The following is a 20,510-nucleotide window of genomic DNA, read 5'->3' on the forward strand; positions in this document are numbered from 1 at the left end:
ATCAGGCTGGGCTTGCCGCTTCTTCAAGCTGCTTTTCGGTTGCCCGGCGGGCTGCGGCTGCCGCATATTTCTGGGCGATGACGGCGCAGACCATCAACTGGATCTGATGGAAGAGCATCAGCGGCAGGACGATTGCTCCGATCGACTGGCCAGCGAAGATGACGTTTGCCATCGGAACGCCGCTTGCGAGGCTCTTTTTCGACCCGCAGAAGGTGATGGTGATCTCATCGGCCCTGTTGAACCCCAACCAGCGGCTGCCATACATGGTGATAACGAGAACGAGCGCCAGCAGCACCATGTCGGCGATGATGACGGCGGCGATGTCGCCGATCGAGAAGGTGTGCCACAAGCCCTCGACGACAGCCGTCGAGAAAGCCAGGTAGACGACCATCAGGATGGAGCCGCGGTCGACCGGCATGAGGATCTTCTTCTTGGAGCGGATCCAGTCGCCGATCCAGGGCTGCAGGATCTGGCCAACGACGAAGGGGGCGAGAAGCTGGAGCAGGATCTGTTCGAGCGCGTCGAAGGAGAAGCCGCCGTGGCCGCCAACCGAAAAGAGCAAGCCGACGAGCAACGGCGTCAGAAACATGCCGAAAATATTGGACGCCGAAGCCGAGCAGATCGCTGCCGGCACATTACCACCCGCCATGGAGGTGAAGGCGATCGAGGACTGCACAGTCGACGGCAGTACGCAGAGGAAGAGGATGCCGAGATAAAGCGGCTGCGGCAGGATCGAATCCGGGATGAAGCCTATCGCCAGGCCGAGGATCGGGAAGAGGCCGAAGGTGGTCAGCAGAATGACGAGATGCAGCCGCCAGTGTAGCAGGCCAGCGATGACGACATCACGCGAGAGTCGCGCGCCGTGCAGGAAGAACAGCAGCGCAATGGCGAAATCAGTCGCCACACCGAACCAGCCGGCAAAGGTGCCGCTTGCTGGGAAGATTGAGGCGAGGATGACGGTGCAGACGAGCAGGATCGTGAATGTATCGGGTAAAAAGCGGCGCATGGCGGTCTCGCTGGAATAATGAGTCATTGTTTTGTCGCTCATTATGATCCAGGATGCAAGGAATAACAGTTATCACGAATATGGATCATATTCATGCTGGATCTCTCGCAGCTACGCAGTTTCGTCACCGTCGAGCAGATGGGCAGCTTCACGCTGGCCGCCGAGAGGCTGGGCCTCGGCCAGTCTACGGTCAGCCAGCATATCCAAAGGCTGGAGACGTCGCTCGGGCGTCGGTTGCTGGAGCGCGATACGCACAAGGTCGTGCTGACCGGTGATGGCGAGACCTTGCTGTCGCATGCGCGGGCGATGCTGTCGATCGAGGGGCAGGTGCAGTCGCTGTTCAAGAGCGGCAGTCTGCGCGGACGCCTGCGGCTCGGCGTTTCCGAGGATTTCGTGACGAGCCAGCTGCCGGCGGTGCTGGAAGATTTCGTGCGATCGCATCCTTCTGTCGATCTGGAACTCACGGTGGCGCTTTCCGGTGTGCTCTACGAAATGCAGGATGCGGGAGCGATCGACTTAGTGCTTGCCAAGCGAAGGCTCGGTGATGAGCACGGAAAGCTCGTTTACCGGGAGCCGCTGGTGTGGCTGGCGCGGGATCCGGAACATGTGCTCGCATCTGGCCCACTGCCCTTGATTGCTTTCCCGCCGCCGAGTGTGACGCGCGCCATTGCGCTGGAAGCGCTCGGCCGGCATGGCGTGGCCTGGCGCATCGTCTGCACCTGCGGCAGTTTGAGCGGGCTGACGGCCGCGGCGCGTGCCGGCATGGGGGTGCTCGTGCAGCCGCGCAGCATGGCGCCCTCGGGGTTGAAGGAAATCGCGCCGGCCCGGCTGCCAGTGCTGGAGGATGTCGAGTTCGTACTGGTACCGCGAAAGGGAGCCGATCAGGCGCTCGTGGCGGCACTTTCGGATGATATTCTGAAGAAGGTCAGAGGCTTGCGGTCGGCCTGAATACTTTCAATCGAAAATCCCGCCGGTAAAGGCGGGATTTTCGTTTTCGAATCCGGCATTTGCGAAATCAGGCCGCCAGACATTTCAGGAAGCCGTCGACGTCGGCTTCGGTCGTTGCGAAGCTGGTGACGAGACGGACAAGAGTTTCGCCCTCTGAAACGAGATCCGGCATGCCGGCCGGGATAGGCCACTCATAGAATTTTGCGCCCTTGCTCTCAGCCGTTTTTGCCGCCGATTTCTGAATGACCGCGAAGACTTCGTTCGAGGCCGTCGGCCAGGCGAGGCGAGCGGAATTGCTGGCGCCGATGCCGGCACGCAGGCGGTCTGCCATGCCGTTGGAATGGCGGGCGAGATCGAGCCAGAGGCCGTTTTCGAAATAGGCATCGAACTGGGCCGAGATAAAACGCGACTTGGAGAAGAGTTGGGCGGCGCGCTTGCGGATGAAGTGCATTTCCTTGGCCTGCTCCGGATTGAAGAAGACGACTGCTTCCGCGCACCAGCAGCCATTCTTCGTACCACCGAAGGAGAGGATGTCGACGCCGCGCTTCCAGGTCATTTCGGCTGGGGTGGCGCCGAGCGCCACCAGTGCATTGGCGAAGCGGGCGCCATCCATGTGGAGCGGCAGGTTGCGCTTCTTCGATATGGCGGCGATCTCGCCGATCTCCGGCAGGGAATAGACGGTGCCGATCTCGGTCGTTTGGGTGATGGTCACAGCGCTGGCGCGGCCATGACGGAGGGCATCCTCGGGGAAGTGCGCGATCCTTGCCGAGAGCCTGCCCGGATCGATCTTGCCGGCTTCGCCGTCGACGGCCATGAGGCGGGCGGAGCCGGAGAAGAATTCCGGCGCGCCGCATTCATCCTCGATAACATGGGCTTCCGAATGGCAGAAGGTGATTCCGCCGGGGCGCTGGACGCTCGCCAGCGCCAGGGAGTTGGCAGCGGTTCCGGTCGCAACGAAGAAGACGGAAACCCCGCGCTCGAAGATTTCCGAAAAGCGGGCTTCCACTTGTCTGTCGAGATCGCTGTTGCCGTAAGCGGCGGCAAAACCGGTGGATTCGGCGAGCAGGCGTTCGGCAATGGATTTATGGGCGCCGGCCCAGTTGTCGGAAGCAAAAAACATGGAAGAAACCATTGAAAATGATGGGGCGGGAGTTCGGAAAGGGACATTACGCCAAAGCTTCACAGGATCAAGCGCGGAAGTCCTGATCCATCACAGAAATTGAATCGCGTAATCAAAAAACAAAATACTTTCTCGATGAGCAATTTTATGTCGCTGTTTTGGCCGATTTGGCAATCTTCCGTCGCAAATTGACGTTTTTTTAAGAGCACGCTCTTGCGAAGAGGAATTGTTTCTGTCATTGAATTGATGAACTAGGACAGGGTTGCTGTCCTATTTTGGCCTTCCCGGCCGGAGAGGCGCCGAAAGCCCTGGAACGGAGCGGCTTTCACGCTATAGTTCTTTCGAGCGCTGAGCCTTCATATGGCGGCGCGCGGAGGCGAATGGCAGGCGCGGAACGCGGCGGTTTGCTTTCCCTGAAAAGCAGACATCTGCGACCGGATCTTCACGATGCAACAGCGCTGTCACGCGCCGGACCTATCTTTAAAGGTACGGTGCGCGACGAAAAGCCGCCCGCAGCCCCGCGGGCTTCGACAGGAGGAAAGACGATGACGAAGACGCCATCCACGCAGATTGACCAGTTCGCAGCAGCAGATGTGCGCGCAACGGCCAATACGCGTAAATCTGCCTCCGGCCTGCCGAAAAAACAGGGGCTCTACGATCCACGCAACGAACATGACGCCTGCGGTGTCGGCTTCGTCGCGCATATGAAGGGCCAGAAGTCGCACCAGATCGTCAAGGACGGTCTCTTCATTCTCGAGAACCTGACGCACCGCGGTGCCGTCGGCGCCGATCCGCTGATGGGTGACGGCGCAGGCATTCTCGTGCAGATTCCCGATCGTTTCTTCCGCGAGGAAATGGCTCAGCAGGGCATCACCCTGCCGAAGGCCGGCGAATATGGCGTCGGCCACATCTTCATGCCGCGCGACGAAAAGCAGATCGAGCACTTCAAGAAGGTGATCAAGGACGTCATCACCGAAGAGGGCCAGGTTCTCATCGGCTTCCGCGACGTGCCTGTTGATAATTCCTCGCTCTCGAAGGCGCCGGCGATTGCCGCGACCGAGCCGCATCACGTGCAGGTCTTCATCGGTGCGGGCAAGGATGCCGCCACGAACGATGAATTCGAGCGCCGGCTCTTCACGCTTCGCAAGGTGATCTCTAACCGGATCTACGATGAGTTCGACGGAGAGGAGAGCCACTTCTATCCGGTGTCGCTGTCGAGCACGACCGTCGTCTACAAGGGCATGTTCCTGGCCTACCAGGTCGGTGCCTATTATAAGGACCTGTCGGACCCGCGCTTCGAGAGCGCCGTGGCACTCGTACACCAGCGTTTCTCGACCAACACCTTCCCGTCGTGGAAGCTTGCGCACCCGTACCGCATGGTCGCCCATAATGGCGAAATCAACACGCTGCGTGGCAACGTCAACTGGATGGCGGCGCGCCAGGCCTCTGTCTCGTCTCCGCTGTTCGGCGAGGATATCTCCAAGCTCTGGCCGATCTCTTATGAAGGCCAGTCGGACACGGCCTGTTTCGATAACGCGCTCGAATTCCTCCTGCGCGGCGGCTATTCGCTTTCGCATGCGGTCATGATGCTGATCCCGGAAGCCTGGGCCGGCAACCAGTCCATGTCGCCGGAGCGCAAGGCATTCTACGAATATCATGCCGCCCTCATGGAGCCGTGGGATGGACCGGCTGCCGTCGCCTTCACCGACGGCAAGCAGATCGGTGCGACGCTCGACCGCAACGGCCTGCGTCCTGCCCGTTATCTCGTCACCGACGACGATCGCGTTATCCTCGCCTCCGAAGCCGGCACGCTGCCGGTTGCCGAAGAGAGCATCATCCAGAAGTGGCGCCTGCAGCCGGGCAAGATGCTGCTGATCGACATGCAGGAAGGCCGCATCATCTCCGACGACGAGGTGAAGGCGCAGCTTGCGAACGCGCATCCCTATCGCAGCTGGCTGAACCGCACGCAGCTCATCCTTGAAGACCTGAAGCCGGTCGAACCGCGTGCGCTGCGCCGAGACGTCTCGCTGCTCGATCGCCAGCAGGCCTTCGGCTACACGACGGAAGACACCAAGATCCTGATGTCGCCGATGGCGACGACGGGTCAGGAAGCGATCGGCTCGATGGGCACGGATACGCCGATCTCGGCCATGTCCGAGAAGTCGAAGCTGCTCTACACCTACTTCAAGCAGAACTTTGCGCAGGTGACGAACCCGCCGATCGATCCGATCCGCGAAGAGCTCGTCATGAGCCTCGTCTCCTTCATCGGCCCGCGTCCGAACATTCTCGACCACGAAGGCATGGCAAACGCCAAGCGCCTCGAGGTGCGTCAGCCGATCCTGACCAATGGCGATCTCGAAAAGATCCGCTCGATCGGTCACACGGAAGACCGTTTCGACACCAAGACGCTTGACTTCACCTATGATGTGGAGCGCGGCGCCGAAGGCATGCCGGAAATGCTCGACCGTCTCTGCGAGCGGGCGGAAGCGGCCGTCAAGGGCGGTTACAACATCATCGTGCTTTCTGACCGCCAGATCGGCCCTGATCGTATCGCGATCCCGGCGCTGCTCGCGACCGCTGCCGTGCACCATCACCTGATCCGCAAGGGGCTGCGCACCTCGGTCGGTCTCGTCGTTGAAACCGGTGAGCCGCGTGAAGTGCACCATTTCTGCCTGCTGGCCGGTTATGGTGCCGAAGCGATCAACCCCTATCTCGCCTTCGACACGTTGCTCGACATGCATGCCAAGGGCGAATTCCCGAAGGAAGTCGACGCCAGCGAAGTCGTCTACCGCTACATCAAGGCTGTCGGTAAGGGTATCCTGAAGGTCATGTCCAAGATGGGCATCTCGACCTATCAGTCCTATTGCGGCGCGCAGATCTTCGATGCGATCGGCCTGCAGTCGGAATTCGTCGACAAGTATTTCTTCGGCACGGCGACGACCATCGAAGGAGTCGGTCTGGAAGAAATTGCCGACGAGACGGTCATTCGCCACAAGTCGGCCTTCGGCCGCGACCCGATCCTGGCGAGCAACCTCGATATCGGCGGCGAATATGCCTACCGCATGCGCGGCGAAAGCCATGCCTGGACGCCGGATGCCGTGGCTGCCCTGCAGCATGCGGTTCGCGGCAATGCCGAGGATCGCTACCGCGAATTCGCCGAGATGGTGAACACGTCGGCGCTGCGCATGAACACGATCCGCGGCCTCTTCAAGATCAAGAGCGCCGAGGCACTCGGCCGCAAGCCGGTGCCGGTCGACAGCGTCGAGCCGGCGGTCGATATCGTCAAGCGCTTCTCCACGGGCGCCATGTCCTTCGGCTCGATCAGCCGCGAGGCGCATACGACGCTCGCCATCGCCATGAACCGGATCGGCGGCAAGTCGAACACTGGTGAGGGTGGCGAAGAGAGCGATCGCTACATGCCGCTGCGGGATGGTTCCTCGAACCCCGAGCGTTCGGCCATCAAGCAGATCGCGTCCGGTCGCTTCGGTGTGACGACGGAATATCTCGTCAATGCGGACGTGCTGCAGATCAAGGTTGCGCAGGGCGCCAAACCCGGCGAAGGCGGCCAGCTGCCCGGTCACAAGGTCGATGCAGTCGTTGCCAAGACCCGTCATTCGACCCCGGGTGTCGGCCTGATTTCGCCGCCGCCGCACCACGACATCTATTCGATCGAAGATCTGGCGCAGCTGATCTACGACCTGAAGAATGTCAACCCGACCTCGGATGTCTCGGTCAAGCTTGTCTCGGAAGTCGGTGTCGGCACGGTTGCCGCCGGTGTCGCCAAGGCGCGCGCCGACCACATCACGGTTGCCGGTTTCGATGGCGGTACGGGCGCTTCACCGCTCACCTCGCTGAAGCATGCCGGCTCTCCCTGGGAAATCGGCCTTGCCGAAACCCAGCAGACGCTGGTGCTGAACGGTCTGCGCTCGCGCGTTGCCCTGCAGGTTGACGGTGGTTTGAAGACCGGCCGCGATGTCGTCATCGGCGCGCTGCTTGGCGCCGATGAATTCGGCTTCGCGACGGCTCCGCTGATCGCTGCCGGCTGCATCATGATGCGCAAGTGCCATCTCAACACCTGTCCGGTCGGCGTGGCGACGCAGGATCCCGTCCTGCGCAAGCGCTTCAAGGGCACGCCCGAGCACGTCATCAACTACTTCTTCTTCGTCGCCAACGAAGTGCGCGAAATTCTGGCCTCCCTCGGCTTCACCAGGCTCGATGAGATCATTGGCGCTTCGGAGCTGCTCGAGAAGGACGAGATGCTGGCGCACTGGAAGGCTAGGGGACTCGACTTCGCGAAGATCTTCCACAAGGTCGATGCACCGAAGGAAGAGACCTACTGGACGACGCGCCAGAAGCACCCGATCGACGACATTCTCGATCGCAAGATGATTGCGGCTGCCGAGCCTGCGCTGGTATCGAAGACGCCGGTCGCCTTCGAAATCGACATCAGGAACGTCGACCGTTCGGCCGGTGCGATGCTCTCGGGCGAGGTGGCCAAGCGTTATAACCATCGCGGTCTCAAGGAAGACACGATCAACGTCACCCTGAATGGAACAGCAGGCCAGAGCTTCGGTGCCTTCCTGGCACGCGGCGTGACCTTCAACCTGATCGGCGACGGTAACGACTATGTCGGCAAGGGCCTCTCGGGCGGCAAGATCATCATCCGTCCGCCGGAAAACTCGAGGATCGTCGCGGAGAACTCGATCATCGTCGGCAATACCGTTCTCTACGGCGCGACCGAGGGCGAGTGCTACTTCCGCGGTGTCGCAGGTGAGCGTTTCGCAGTTCGTAACTCCGGTGCGATCGCCGTCGTCGAAGGCGTGGGCGATCACGGCTGCGAATATATGACGGGCGGCGTGGTTGTCGTGCTCGGCGGAACGGGCCGCAACTTCGCGGCCGGCATGTCCGGCGGCGTGGCCTATGTTCTCGACGAGACCGGTGATTTCGCCAGCCGTTGCAACATGGCCATGGTCGAGCTCGAGCCGGTTCCGGAAGAGGACGACATGCTGGAGAAGCTGCACCATCACGGCGGCGACCTCATGCACAAGGGACGCGTCGACGTCTCCGGCGATATGACGCGCCACGACGAGGAGCGCCTCTACCAGCTGATCTCCAACCACCTGCACTACACGGGCTCCACCCGCGCCAAGGAAATCCTTGAGCACTGGGCTGACTACCGCCCGAAATTCCGCAAGGTCATGCCGGTTGAATACCGTCGCGCACTTGAGGAAATGGAGCGCAGCCGGATGGGCATCGCTGCCGAGTAATTGCACCGAACAATCCGCCACGCCTGAAAAGCGCGTGGCGGGTGACTGAAATATCTCAATGACACACGACGATGAGCCACGAGCTTGAAGCTTGTGCAACTGCGTGGATGGCGACAGGGGATATGTTCTGATGACGGTCAAAAGAAACAACCTGCCTCCGCGATCGAGGCTGAACAGACAACTGGCCGCGGGCGAGGCGGTCATGAGGGTAAGGGACGAAAATATGGGTAAGGTTACAGGTTTTCTGGAAATCGACCGGCAGGTAGCGAAGTATCAGCCGGCGTCGGATCGCATCCGTCATTTCCGCGAATTCACAATCCCGATGTCGGACCCGGAAGTGCAGAAACAGGCAGCGCGCTGCATGGACTGTGGCATCCCCTATTGCCACGGCCCGACCGGCTGCCCCGTGCATAACCAGATTCCGGACTGGAACGATCTCGTCTACAACAACAACTGGGAAGCGGCGATCCAGAACCTGCATTCTACCAACAACTTCCCGGAATTCACCGGCCGCGTCTGCCCGGCGCCTTGCGAGGAAGCCTGCACGCTGAACCTCGAGGATGCGCCGGTCGCCATCAAGACGGTCGAGCAGGCGATTGCCGACAAGGCCTATGAACTCGGCTTCATCCGTCCGCAGCCGGCGACGATCCATACCGGCAAGAAGGTTGCGATCATCGGCTCCGGCCCTGCCGGCATGGCGGCGGCCCAGCAACTCGGCCGCGCCGGCCATGACGTGCATGTCTACGAGCGCGAGACGAAGCCCGGCGGCCTGCTGCGTTACGGTATTCCGGACTTCAAGATGGAGAAGAACTTCATCGATCGCCGCGTAGAGCAGATGAAGGGCGAGGGCGTGACGTTCCATTGCGGCGTCAATGTCGGCGTCGACGTCAAGGTCGAGCAGTTGCTCGTGGATTATGATGCCGTGCTTTACTGCGGCGGCTCCGAGACGCCACGCGCTGCCGGCATTCCGGGCATCGATCTCGCCGGTGTTCACGATGCGATGCCGTATCTGGTTCAGCAGAACAAGCGCGTCGGCCGCGAGAACATCGACAGCACCGGTTGGCCATCTGATCCGATCCTGGCCGGCGCCAAGCATGTCGTCGTTGTCGGCGGTGGTGACACGGCGTCGGACTGCGTCGGCACGGCCTTTCGTCAGGGTGCGGTCAAGGTGACCCAGCTCGACATTCGTCCGCAGCCACCGGAAAAGGAAGACAAGCTCGCCGTCTGGCCATTCTGGGCCACGAAGATGCGTACCTCCTCTTCGCAGGCCGAAGGCGCGATTCGCGAATTCCAGGTCGCGACGCTCGAATTCGTCGGCGAAGATGGTGTCCTGACAGGCGTGAAGTGCTGCGAAGTCGATGAGCGCCGCCGCCCGGTTCCGGGTACGGATTTTGTCATCAAGGCGGATCTTGCCTTCATCGCTATCGGCTTCAGCGGTCCGTTCAACGACAGCGTGCTGAAGGAGCTCGACGGCAAGCTGACCCTCAATATCGACAAGCGCGGATCGACCAACGTCGTTGCCAACGACCGTGACTACAAGACCTCGATCGACAAGCTCTGGACGGCGGGCGACGTGCGCCGCGGCCAGTCGCTGGTGGTCTGGGCAATCCGCGAAGGCCGCCAGGCTGCACGCGCGATCGACGAGGCGCTGATGGGCTCCACCGTCCTGCCGCGCTGATCGGCCTCAAACAATTCGTCGAGCAGTAAAAACTCCGCCGCATTCCGGCGGAGTTTTTCGTGGTGCGACCGGTTGACGCGCCGCGGCTTCCGGCAAGCTTCATGCAATTCCCGAGCTGCAGTTTTCCTGCGTATGCAGGCCCGAACCGGCCTGCGGCGACTGGCCGGACATGCCCCCGCCCGTTCAGTCGTGAGGCGTTTCACTGTTGGCCGCGGCGCAAGGGACATGGTTGCTGCGGCCATCACAAAGGACAAACCATGGTTTCCGCAATCGACAGTACACGGCTGGTCTCAGCCCAATACGCCCTGAAGAACCTGCGCGGTTCCGATGACGACAGCAGTCAGAGTGCAACCGATTCCTCCAGCGCTGCCAGCATTCTCAGCAGCTACGGTCTGGACCCGGACACGTCTTCGCTGCTTTCCAACAATGCGCTTGCAAGCCTGCTCGACACGCTTTCGACGCAGAACGATCAGACCGACGAGACGACGGACACATCGAGCGAAAATCCCGATATGACGAGTTCCTCCTTCATGGCCATGCTCAAAAAGCAGCTTGAAGAGGCGGCCCAGCAGGAAGGCACTGACGGTACGGCGCATGACATGCTGGCTGCTCTTGAAAACGGTACGCTGACGGTCTCCGATCCCACGCAGGGCGTTTCCATCACCGCCTGGGATGTCGAAAATCCGGATGAAGCGAATACGGACAGCAAGCCCGGCACCGATATCGACGCCAGCGGTTGGAACGACTTTCTCAACGCGCATTTGAAGCGCGGCGATGATGCCTCTTTCGTCAAACAGGCCGGTCACTATGTGGATAAGGTCGACAACAGCAATGCCTATTTCGGCCAGATCGGCTCTGACTTCTACTATCTGACTTGGCCGCAGGCGACAGCCAAGTAATTCCAGATCTCCGATCGAGGGCCGATGCGTAAATTCAAAGAGTTAGAGCGTCCTTAGTGCGTCCGAATGGACGCACGGCGCTCTAACGGCCCTTTCTCATTTCACGGAAACTTCCGCCGTCGTCTTCAGCGTCGGCATGCGATAGTCGTCGATACGGCCTGCCGGCGCAGGTGCCATCTCTCCCTGTTCGACCAGCAGATCACGTGGCGATTTGGTCAGTGTTATCGGCGGCGTCTTGCTGGCGCCGAGCAGTTCCGCTCCGCCATCGAGGTTCGGGTCGGACAGGCTGATCGGCTGCGTGTGTTCCACCGGATTGGTGGGCAGCGTCAGCGCAGGCAGATTGCCGGGGTCGAGGCGCACGAGATCGGGACTTGCCTGGGTGCCAAGAAGGCGGCGCGCTGGCTTCTCCACATAGAAGGCAAGCTTGCGGCGGCCGGCCTGGGTGAGGTTGATGCCGTCAGTGGTACGCAGGCGCACCTGTTGGCCGTTGACATCGGAGCCGGTGACGATGAACTTGCCGTTTTCGTCCACGAAACCGTCCCAGATGTCGACGAATTCGCCACCGATGCTTTCCATCTGGTTGCGGTAGAGCTGGTTCATCTGAACGGCATCGGCGGTCATCGAATCGGATTCGAAAGCGGGAAGTCCGACCCAGAGCAACGGGATCTTGCGGCTCGTGATCTCTTTGCCAAAGGCCAACACGCGGCGCTGATACTCGGTAAACCAGCCGTCGGTCCGAAATTTTTCCTTGCCGGCATCGGTCACCATCTGCTGGCGATCATTGGCGCCGATCATGACGACGACCATTGCCGGCTTCAGCTCGTCGATCATCGTCGGCAATTCGCCGGGCCAGTTGTAATAGTCGTCGCGCACGAGGCCGGATGAGACATTGCTGCGGGCTTCGACCACGACGCCGGGCGAGGTTTCGAAGGCGGCGGTGAGGCCGTCGCCCAGGCCACCGGCGAGAAAGTCGCCGACAACAAGGATTTTCTGGGCGTTGTCCAGCTTTTGGACCACGGGCTCAGCGGGGGCGACAGGCGCCGTACGCATTGGCGTAACTGCCTTCTGCGCGGGTGGGCGCTTACGTTGCTGCTGTTGCCGCCGCGGTTGACCGCGCATTTCGGGCTGAGGATTCTCATCGATGTAACGGCGGCCGAGAAAGAAATCGAGGATGGAGCGGCGTTGATAGCGAAGCTCCTGTGCCTCGGCATAGTCGGCCGGCAGCATCGAACCAAGGCAAAGGGAAAGCGTGGCTGCAGCAAGCGCAAGCCCACGAATCCATCGGGTCCGGTCAATTTTTCTCGTCATCGGGCAGTTCCGCATCTGCCGGGCATCTTGCATAGGCAGCGGCTTTCCGTCCACACCACCGATATTATTTAGGTCAGGCTTTCCCCGCTTCTACAGCATCGACCCGAAAATCGGAATCGATTTTCGGAAAGCGCGATGCGTAGATTCAAGGAGTTAGAATGTCCTTTGTCCGAATGGACGCACGGCGCTCTAACGGCGCAGCGCGTCGAGGAGCGAAAGTGAAGGCTCACCATCCGGCTGCATGCCGATGCGCTCCTGAACAGCGGCGATGGCTGCCTTCGAGCCGGAGCCGAAATTGCCGTCGACATCACCACTGTAGTAGCCGAGCGTCTTCAGGCGCGTCTGCAATTCGAACTTCTCGGTGATGTCGAGCGCACCTTCCGGACGCGGCCAGCGCTGCTGCATGCCGCCAAAGCCGGCAATCTGGTCTGCAAGCAGGCCGACGGCGAGCGCATAGCTGTCGGAGGCATTGTAGTTCTTGATGGTGAAGAAGTTCGCCGTCATCAGGAAGCCCGGACCATCGCTACCTGCCGGCATCTTCAGCATGGCGCGGGTGTCGCCATCCTTGAAAGGCTTGCCATTCGGACGCTTCAGACCGAGGGCTGCCCACTGGGCGAGCGTGCGCGTCTTACCGACCTGCTGTGCGGCAGATGCCGGTACTGCGACCTCGTAGCCCCAGGTTCTGCCGGCGTCCCAGCCGTTCTTCATGAGAAGGTTAGCCGAGGTCGCCAGCGCGTCGGGCACGGAATTCCAGATGTCGCGATGGCCGTTGCCGTCAGCGTCCACCGCATAAAGAAGATAGCTCGTCGGGATGAACTGGGTGTGGCCCATGGCGCCAGCCCAGGAGCCAGTCATTTCCTTGGCCGGCACGTCGCCGTTCTGCAGGATCTTCAGGGCTGCGATCAACTGCTTCTTGGCATATTTGGCACGCTTGGGATCGGCAAAGGCAAGCGTTGCCAATGCGCGCGGCACATAGTGAAGGCGCTCATCCTTAGCGAGAACTGCGCCGTAATTTGATTCCATCGACCAGATGGCGAGCAGAATCGATTTGTCGACGCCGAAGTGGCGCTGGATCACATCCAGCGTCTTGGCATGCTTGGCGGCCATCTTGCGGCCGATTTCCACAGTGTAGGGATTGACGCGGGAATCGACGTAATCCCAAATTTTTGATGTGAATTCAGGCTGATAAGTCGCCTTTTCCAGCACTGTGGGGTCAGGTTCACTTACCCCAGAAAAGGCTTTCTGATAGGTTGCCTTACTGATGCCACTCTGCGCGGCAGTTTGGTAGAAATCCGCGATCCATTTCTGGAACCGGGCATCAGCTTTTGCGTTATTGGGGGCCAGTCCGGTCGCGGTGGCGACAACGAGGGCGAGAGCAAGACCACGAAGGGAGTTCATATATTTCTGGGTCATCGGCAGTCGTATCCGTCATCTTCAGTTTTAGCCTGGGCGGTACGTCATGTCCGTCCTACGCCGAAATTACAGGAACGGAGTCAACAAATTCTTTACCATGCCTGGCCGGTCCAGTCACCATTTGCAAAACGGTAGCAATTCTATACTAGTTCAAATCGATGTAGCGTTTCGTTAAAAGCGGTATAGTCAAAACAGGAGGTCGATGTGGCTCTGAATAAGAAAGTTCGCAAGGCAGTATTTCCAGTCGCAGGTCTGGGAACGCGGTTCCTTCCAGCCACTAAAGCGGTTCCAAAGGAAATGCTGACGGTCGTCGATAAACCAATCATTCAGTATGTTGTCGACGAAGCACTTGAAGCAGGCATTGAACATCTGGTTTTTGTTACTGGTCGTAACAAGCATGTCATCGAAGATTACTTCGATATTCATTTCGAACTTGAGCAGACGCTCAAGGAGCGCGCCAAGAAGGCGGAGATCACCCTGCTGCAGCAGCAGCTTCCCAAGGCAGGCACGGTGAGCTTTACCCGTCAGCAGGAGCCGCTCGGCCTCGGCCACGCCGTCTGGTGCGCCCGCGAGATCGTCGGCGACGAACCTTTCGCACTTCTTCTGCCCGACATGATCATGAAGGACGAGAAGGGTTGCATGAAGGGCATGATCGAACTTTATGAGCACAGCGGCGGCAACATCATTGCCGTTGAAGAGTGCGCTCCCGACCAGGCTCACAAGTACGGTATCGTCGGCGTTGGTGATGCGATCGGCGAAGGTTTCCGCATCACCGGCATGGTCGAAAAGCCGGCCAAGGGCACGGCCCCTTCCAATTTCTTCATCAACGGCCGCTACATCCTGCAACCGGAGATCTTCAAAATCCTGGAAACCCAGGAACGCGGCGCAGGTAACGAAATCCAGCTCACCGACGGCATGCTGAAGCTGCTCAAGGAGCAGGATTTCGCGGGTTACCACTTCAAGGGTGCGACCTATGACTGCGGTGCCAAGGACGGCTTCATCCTCGCCAACGTCGCCTTCGCTCTCGAGCGCGCGGATATCCGTCCGACGGTTGAGGGCGGCTTCAGGGACCTTCTCGCCAGCCTGAGCTAAAGCTCATCAGCGCTTCACCTTGAGACCGACGCCGGCTCGCCATTGCTGCGAGTCGTCGCCTTCCTTGCGTGTCGTCAGCTCGTAGCCAAGCGTGCTGGTGAAGTCGAGGTAGCGGTTGATGTTCCAGACAAGACCTGTCGAGGCGGTGTACACCGTCTCGTCGTTTATCGTGCTGCCGCTCGGATAATCGCGTAGCGTCACGCCGCCGATGACCGTCGCTACCAGATTGTCGCGCAGCTGATGATCGACGGTAGACGTCAATTGATGTGAGACATAGCCGCTTTCACCCGCTGCGGTGGAAGGCTGGATGCTGGTCTGGAGGTCCAGATTGACATTCGTTCCGCGGATCGGCGACCAGAGCAGGCTGGCATCGAGTGTTGCCGTATCGATCGATTTCAGCCTGTCATCATCGAAATCCGCCGTCGCATAACCGACCGCGACCTCGCCTTTGAGCTTTTCGCCCATATCGACCTGAACGCCGCCCTTGGCGCCGTAGCTGTCCCCCGAACGCTGATAACCCGAGGAATCGGTGCGTTCATCATAGTTGGTTTTGCCAACTGACGCTTCGATGAAGGGAATGAGTGCCGGCGACAGTTCATAGCCGATGCGGCCGCGCACCGTTCCTGTCGTCTGGTTGCGGTCACTCATGGAGACTGTCGTGCCGTTCGAGAGTTCGGCATCGGAATAGATCGAGCGCGAAAGCGCAACGGCGGCGGTTCCACGCAGGATGCCGAAGTCGTGCTCGATGGAGGCGCCGCCGGTAAATTCCTGCACATCGGATTGCTGATCGGCGTTGGTGATCGCATCCGGATCATCCGTATCCTCGCGGTAGAAATTATAGCCACCAGTGATGTGGCCGACGGTATCGCGCGTCAGGTCCAGGCGCAGATCGCCATTGATCTTGAAGGACGGCTGTTCTTCACCCTCGCCGCTGATGTTCTTTTGCCAGGCGCCCTCGGAGGTGACGGTCAGCTGATGCCTGCCCCAGTCGGAGGTCAACGTCGCGCCCATATCGGTTTCGAGGAAGCCACGGCTCTTTTTCGTGCCACCGTCTTTCGTGGTCTCGGTGTTGATCGTTTGAGTGACGCTCGGGCGCAGGACAAAGCTGCCGAGAGGGATGCCGGGCGTCTGCTCGGTCGAGATACTTTCCGGCACCTTGCGCGCCGGCGTTTCGTCCAGGCGCGGTTCGCGGGTGTTCAGCCTGCGCATATCCTCGTCGAGGATCGCGCCGGTAACCTCGTCGTCGGGCTGTATTGTTGGGATGGGGGCAGCCGCTGTGCCCGAATCCTGATCCCGGACATTGTTGGCAGGAGTGGTCGCGGTATCGCCCGTATCGCCGAAATCCGGCGCCGCATTGTTCATGGCTGCGCGTTGCGTGGCCGTGGTGCGGGAATTTGCCGTGCTTGCCGGTTCTTGTTGAGACGTCGTCTGCTGTGCGAAAGCGGCGGGCACGACCAGCAGGCCGATAGCCGCGATGGAGACGGCACGGCTCATGGCGCGGAGCGGCGTCACACTGCTCGTCTGTTTTCCCTGGCCCATTCAATCCGCGCCTGAAATGCTTCGAAGTCTTACCCAAGCGTAAAGCCTTGTGGTTAACCATTCGTTGCCGTGCGGGCCGCGCGTTCATACATAGGAAACATTGTCGGGTGGACAGCCAAAGTGAAAAGGTCTAACGCATTGCCATGATCAGGAGAGCGGTAAAACTCGTCGAAAACAGCGTGCTGGAGTCGGGCAAGCGCACCGTCAGCATCGAAAGGCGCGCTCTCGAAGCACTCGAACGTGCCTTCGATGATGGGCTAGCCGGCCCCTTTACTCGTGCGGTCGAGATGATTGGCGAGAATACTGGCCGCGTGATCGTGACCGGCGTCGGCAAGAGCGGCCATATCGGCACGAAGATCGCCGCCACCTTCGCTTCAACGGGAACGCCCGCGTTTTTCGTACATGCAGCGGAAGCCAATCACGGCGATCTCGGCATGATCGCCGGCGACGACGTCGTGCTCGCGATTTCCAAGGGCGGCGAGAGCGCGGAACTGAAGAGCATCATTTCCTACACGCGGCGTTTTTCCATTCCGCTGATCGCGATGACCTGCAGCCCGCAGTCCTCACTTGCGACGGCTGCAGATATCGCGCTTTTGATCCCCAATGAGGAGGAGGCCTGTCCCAACGGGCTGGCACCAACCACATCGACGATGATGCAGCTTGCGCTCGGCGATGCACTGGCGATTGCGCTTCTGGATGCGCGTGGCTTCACGGCGACGGATTTCCATGTTTTCCATCCTGGCGGCAAGCTGGGCGCGAGCCTGATGCATGTTGCCGACATCATGCATACCGGTGACCGCCTGCCGCTGGTCGCGAAAGGCACGTCCGTGCCTGACGCAATCAAGGTTCTGTCGCACAAGCATTTCGGCTGTGTCGGCGTGCTGGATCCGGAGGGCCGGCTTTGCGGCATCGTCACTGATGGTGACATGTCCCGAAACCTCAGCCGCAATCTAGCGGAGCTGACAGTCGACGACATCATGACGCGCGCGCCGAAGACGGTCAGGCCGACGATACTGGCGACTGCGGCCCTGGCGCTGCTCGAGCAATATAAGATCGGTGCGTTGCTCGTCATCGATGACGAGCAGCGGCCAATCGGGCTCGTTCACTTCCACGATCTCCTGCGGATCGGTGTGGCCTGATCAGGTTGGCTCGACCGTCAGGTCGCGGCCGTTGCTCGAAACCACTTTGACCTGCGTTCCCGCCGGAAGATCCGGCCCCATGACCTGCCACGTCGTGTCATCGAGCCGAATGCGGCCGCGGCCTTCGCGGATCGGCTCGCGCAGCGTCGCGGTACGGCCAACGAGGCTCGCGCCGCGCTGATTGAGGAACGGCTCATCCGTCGTGGCGTTGTGCAGTGTCAGCCGCCGGCCGATAAGCGTGGCTGCGACCGCGAGGATGGCGAAGAGGATCGCCTGAAGCTCCCAGATCCAGAAGGCGGCATCCCAGAAGAGCAGCGACAGAACACCGACGGCAAGTGCGGCAAGCCCGATCCAGACCAGGAAGAAGCCGGGCACGACCATCTCGGCGGCGAGCAGCACGAGACCTGCCACCCACCAGCTCCACGGTCCAAGTTCGCCGACGATCTTCGCCAGCATGGCTTATCGCTCCGGATTGGGATTGAAGGGATTGACCGGAGCCGGGCCGACCGACGGCGTGGAGCGTGCTGGATCTGCCCGCGGACGCGGCGGAGGCGGCGGATTGTTGCCTTCCCCAAAGACCTCCCGGGCAATCGCGCCGATGCCGCCAAGTGAGCCGAGAATGGAAGACGCTTCCATCGGCATCATGACGATCTTGGAATTGGGCGCCGAGCCGATCGAAGCGAGCGCCTCGGTGTATTTCTGGGCAACGAAATAGTTGATTGCATGGATGTCGCCGGCGGCGATCGCTTCCGAGACCATCTTCGTCGCCTTGGCTTCGGCCTCGGCCAGGCGCTCGCGGGCTTCGGCATTGCGGAAGGCGGCTTCGCGCTGGCCTTCGGCCTGAAGGATGGCGGACTGCTTGGCGCCTTCGGCTCTCAGGATCTGCGCGTTGCGCGAACCTTCAGCTTCCAGCACCTGGGCACGCTTCTCGCGCTCGGCCTTCATCTGGCGGGCCATCGCGTCGACGAGGTCGCGCGGCGGCTGGATATCCTTGATCTCCACGCGGGTGACCTTGATGCCCCAAGGCTGCACGGCTTCGTCCACGACACGCAGCAGCCGGTCGTTGATCGCATCGCGATTGGAGAGCAGCTCATCGAGATCCATAGAGCCCATGACGGAGCGAATATTGGTCATGGTGAGGTTCAGGATAGCATTTTCCAAATTGGAGACCTGATAGGCGGCCTGAGCGGCATTCAGCACCTGGTAGAAGGATACGGCATCAGCCGAAACCGAGGCATTGTCCTTGGTAATCACCTCCTGGGTCGGCACGTTCAGCACCTGCTCCATCACGTTCATCCTGGCGCCGACGCGTTCGATGAAAGGGGTGATCAGGTTCAGGCCGGGTTCCAGTGTGCGCGTATAACGGCCGAAACGCTCGATCGTATAACGGTAACCCTGTGGAACCGTCTTGATGCCCGCAAAGAGCACCAGGATGACAAAAACCACCAATACGATCACGACGATATCGAAGCCGCCCAGCAGCATGTATTCCTCCCTAAGCCCACCTATCTGACGTGGTGAGTTAGCACGTTCTTTGCAAGGAAGGAATGACGGCCTAGCCTGTCAAATCAGGGTGATAGGCCGGCATCATCGAGGTCGCTCTTTGTGATGTAGCCGCCCATCAGGCAATTAGTGAGAAACGGCTGATCGTCCGGCTTCAGATTGCTGGTTTTGACATCGCGGAGGCGAAGCTGACACGCGACCTGACCGACGATGCCTTTGGGAGGGGCGTTTGCATTGACCCGCTGATAGCGCTCCCACGCGAGATAACCGCCACCTGCGATCACGAGCAAGCAGGCGAGGACAAGCAATTTTCTGAAACCCGAAGTCATAAAGTACGTCCAGATCAATAAAGCAGCAGCCCGCGAATCTGCGTGCCGCAGCCGCGCCTCTGGCGTGATTGCGATCGCCTATCGGCCATTCTTTGGATCTGGCGTGCGGGACGTTTTTATCTATTGCAGGGCGCCAGAAAATCTGGCGCCGCGTCAATTATGCCCAGCCCAGCAGCTCACGGCGCACGACTTTTTCCAGCACCTGCATGCCGTCCTCTCCGTCATTCAGGCAGGGAATATGCGTGAACTGCTCGCCGCCATTGTGTTTGAAAGAATGGGCGGCCTGTTCGGCAATCTCTTCCAGCGTCTCCAGACAGTCGGAAACGAAGCCGGGATTCATGACGGCGATGCGCTTGACGCCGTCCTGCGCCAGCTTCTCGACGGTCTTGTCGGTATAGGGCTGCAGCCATTCCTCCGGTCCGAAGCGGGACTGGAAGGTGACCATGAAATTTTCCTTTGTCAGCCCGAGGCGCTCGCGCAGCAGGCGGCCGGTCTTCTGGCACTGACAGTAATAGGGATCGCCCTGCTGGAAATAGGAGAGCGGAATGCCGTGGAAGGAGGCGAGTAGCATCTCGGGTTTCCAGTCGAGGGTGGCAAGGTGCTGCTCGACGGATTTGGCGAGCGCTTCGATATAGGTCTCGTCGTCGTGATAGTCGGGCACCGTGCGCAAAGCCGGCTGCCAGCGCATGGTCAGAAGCTTCTGGAAGGCCTTGTCGTTGACGGTCGCGGTGGTAGCTGCCGCATATTGCGGATAGAGCGGGAAGAGCAGGATACGGTCACAACCCTCGTCCTTCAGCGCTTCGATACGCGAAGGGATCGATGGCGTGCCATAGCGCATTGCCCAGTCCACCTTGACATCAGGCAGGTCCTTAAGGCGCTCGGCCATGAAATCAGACTGGTTGCGGGTATAGGTGCGCAGCCAGCTTTCATTCAGATCCTTGTTCCAGATCGTCTCATAGGCCTTGCCCACCTTCTGCGGGCGTGTGTTAAGGACGATGCCGAACAGGATCGGATACCACTTCCAGGGCGACCATTCGATGACACGCTTGTCGGTCAGAAATTCGCGCAGGTAGCGGCGCATGGAGGTGTAATCAGTACCATCAGGCGTACCAAGATTGACCAGCAGGACGCCGACCTTGCCGAATTTGACGGCGGGATGATCCGCCGGGCGGAGTGTAGTATCTGTCATTCTGGCCCCAACGCGCTTTCGTGTCTCGCCGGCTCATACGCAGCCGGCCGATCACGGTTCACCCTATAAGTATAAAAGCC

15 protein-coding genes are annotated in these 20,510 nt (G+C 60.2%); 6 read left to right on the plus strand and 9 right to left on the minus strand.

From position 1 onward, the window contains the following. Position 1: 1 nt before the first annotated feature. Positions 2-1,048 (minus strand): bile acid:sodium symporter family protein, encoded by a 1,047-nt coding sequence (locus PMI11_RS25085; protein WP_007822817.1) that lies wholly within the window; start codon positions 1,046-1,048, stop codon positions 2-4. A gap of 51 nt (positions 1,049-1,099) precedes the next feature. On the opposite strand from PMI11_RS25085, the gene PMI11_RS25090 reads away from it, so the two are divergent. Further along, positions 1,100-1,954, plus strand: a complete 855-nt coding sequence (locus tag PMI11_RS25090) for a LysR family transcriptional regulator (protein ID WP_007822819.1) — start codon at positions 1,100-1,102, stop codon at positions 1,952-1,954. 67 nt (positions 1,955-2,021) lie between these two features. Here the strand turns inward: PMI11_RS25090 and PMI11_RS25095 are convergent, their stop codons facing one another. Continuing rightward, positions 2,022-3,074 (minus strand): threonine aldolase family protein, encoded by a 1,053-nt coding sequence (locus PMI11_RS25095; protein ID WP_007822821.1) that lies wholly within the window; start codon positions 3,072-3,074, stop codon positions 2,022-2,024. A 545-nt stretch (positions 3,075-3,619) separates the two neighbouring features. On the opposite strand from PMI11_RS25095, the gene gltB reads away from it, so the two are divergent. The 3 genes from gltB to PMI11_RS25110 all read left to right on the plus strand — a co-directional run bounded on the left by gltB (position 3,620) and on the right by PMI11_RS25110 (position 10,918). Continuing rightward, the gene (gene gltB, locus PMI11_RS25100; RefSeq protein ID WP_007822823.1) at positions 3,620-8,341 is read left to right on the plus strand and encodes a glutamate synthase large subunit; all 4,722 of its coding nucleotides are present in this window, start codon (positions 3,620-3,622) and stop codon (positions 8,339-8,341) included. A gap of 223 nt (positions 8,342-8,564) precedes the next feature. Beyond that, the gene (locus tag PMI11_RS25105; RefSeq protein WP_037072102.1) at positions 8,565-10,019 is read left to right on the plus strand and encodes a glutamate synthase subunit beta; all 1,455 of its coding nucleotides are present in this window, start codon (positions 8,565-8,567) and stop codon (positions 10,017-10,019) included. A 257-nt stretch (positions 10,020-10,276) separates the two neighbouring features. Next, positions 10,277-10,918: a hypothetical protein gene (locus tag PMI11_RS25110; protein WP_007822828.1), complete on the plus strand. Its 642-nt coding sequence runs from the start codon at positions 10,277-10,279 to the stop codon at positions 10,916-10,918. Between the two features lie 96 nt (positions 10,919-11,014). On the opposite strand, the gene PMI11_RS25115 is transcribed toward PMI11_RS25110, so the two are convergent. Continuing rightward, entirely contained in the window at positions 11,015-12,226 is a 1,212-nt protein-coding gene (locus PMI11_RS25115) for an SGNH/GDSL hydrolase family protein (RefSeq protein WP_007822830.1), read from the minus strand. Between the two features lie 189 nt (positions 12,227-12,415). Beyond that, a complete protein-coding gene (locus tag PMI11_RS25120; protein WP_007822832.1) occupies positions 12,416-13,639 on the minus strand; it encodes a lytic murein transglycosylase in 1,224 nt (407 codons plus the stop codon). Positions 13,640-13,843: 204 nt separating this feature from the next. On the opposite strand from PMI11_RS25120, the gene galU reads away from it, so the two are divergent. Continuing rightward, positions 13,844-14,731 carry a UTP--glucose-1-phosphate uridylyltransferase GalU gene (gene galU, locus PMI11_RS25125; protein ID WP_007822834.1) on the plus strand — a complete coding sequence of 296 codons (888 nt, stop codon included), beginning with the start codon at positions 13,844-13,846 and terminating at the stop codon, positions 14,729-14,731. A 6-nt stretch (positions 14,732-14,737) separates the two neighbouring features. Here galU and PMI11_RS25130 read toward each other — a convergent pair whose 3' ends face one another. Continuing rightward, positions 14,738-16,270, minus strand: coding sequence for an outer membrane beta-barrel protein (locus PMI11_RS25130; RefSeq protein WP_007822836.1), 1,533 nt, complete (start codon positions 16,268-16,270; stop codon positions 14,738-14,740). 143 nt (positions 16,271-16,413) lie between these two features. Here PMI11_RS25130 and PMI11_RS25135 point away from each other — a divergent pair, with 143 nt between their 5' ends. Then, positions 16,414-17,409 (plus strand): KpsF/GutQ family sugar-phosphate isomerase, encoded by a 996-nt coding sequence (locus PMI11_RS25135; RefSeq protein WP_007822838.1) that lies wholly within the window; start codon positions 16,414-16,416, stop codon positions 17,407-17,409. Here PMI11_RS25135 and PMI11_RS25140 read toward each other — a convergent pair whose 3' ends face one another. The 4 genes from PMI11_RS25140 to hemH all read right to left on the minus strand — a co-directional run bounded on the left by PMI11_RS25140 (position 17,410) and on the right by hemH (position 20,430). After that, the gene (locus tag PMI11_RS25140; protein WP_007822840.1) at positions 17,410-17,865 is read right to left on the minus strand and encodes an NfeD family protein; all 456 of its coding nucleotides are present in this window, start codon (positions 17,863-17,865) and stop codon (positions 17,410-17,412) included. 3 nt (positions 17,866-17,868) lie between these two features. Next, positions 17,869-18,894, minus strand: a complete 1,026-nt coding sequence (locus PMI11_RS25145) for an SPFH domain-containing protein (RefSeq protein ID WP_007822842.1) — start codon at positions 18,892-18,894, stop codon at positions 17,869-17,871. Positions 18,895-18,977: 83 nt separating this feature from the next. Continuing rightward, entirely contained in the window at positions 18,978-19,241 is a 264-nt protein-coding gene (locus PMI11_RS25150) for a hypothetical protein (protein ID WP_007822848.1), read from the minus strand. 157 nt (positions 19,242-19,398) lie between these two features. Further along, complete coding sequence (hemH, locus tag PMI11_RS25155) at positions 19,399-20,430, minus strand: ferrochelatase (RefSeq protein ID WP_007822849.1); 1,032 nt, start codon at positions 20,428-20,430, stop codon at positions 19,399-19,401. Between the last annotated feature and the right edge of the window lie 80 nt (positions 20,431-20,510).

Source organism: Rhizobium sp. CF142 (genome assembly GCF_000281145.1).
In the GTDB taxonomy this organism is placed as follows: Bacteria; Pseudomonadota; Alphaproteobacteria; order Rhizobiales; family Rhizobiaceae; genus Rhizobium.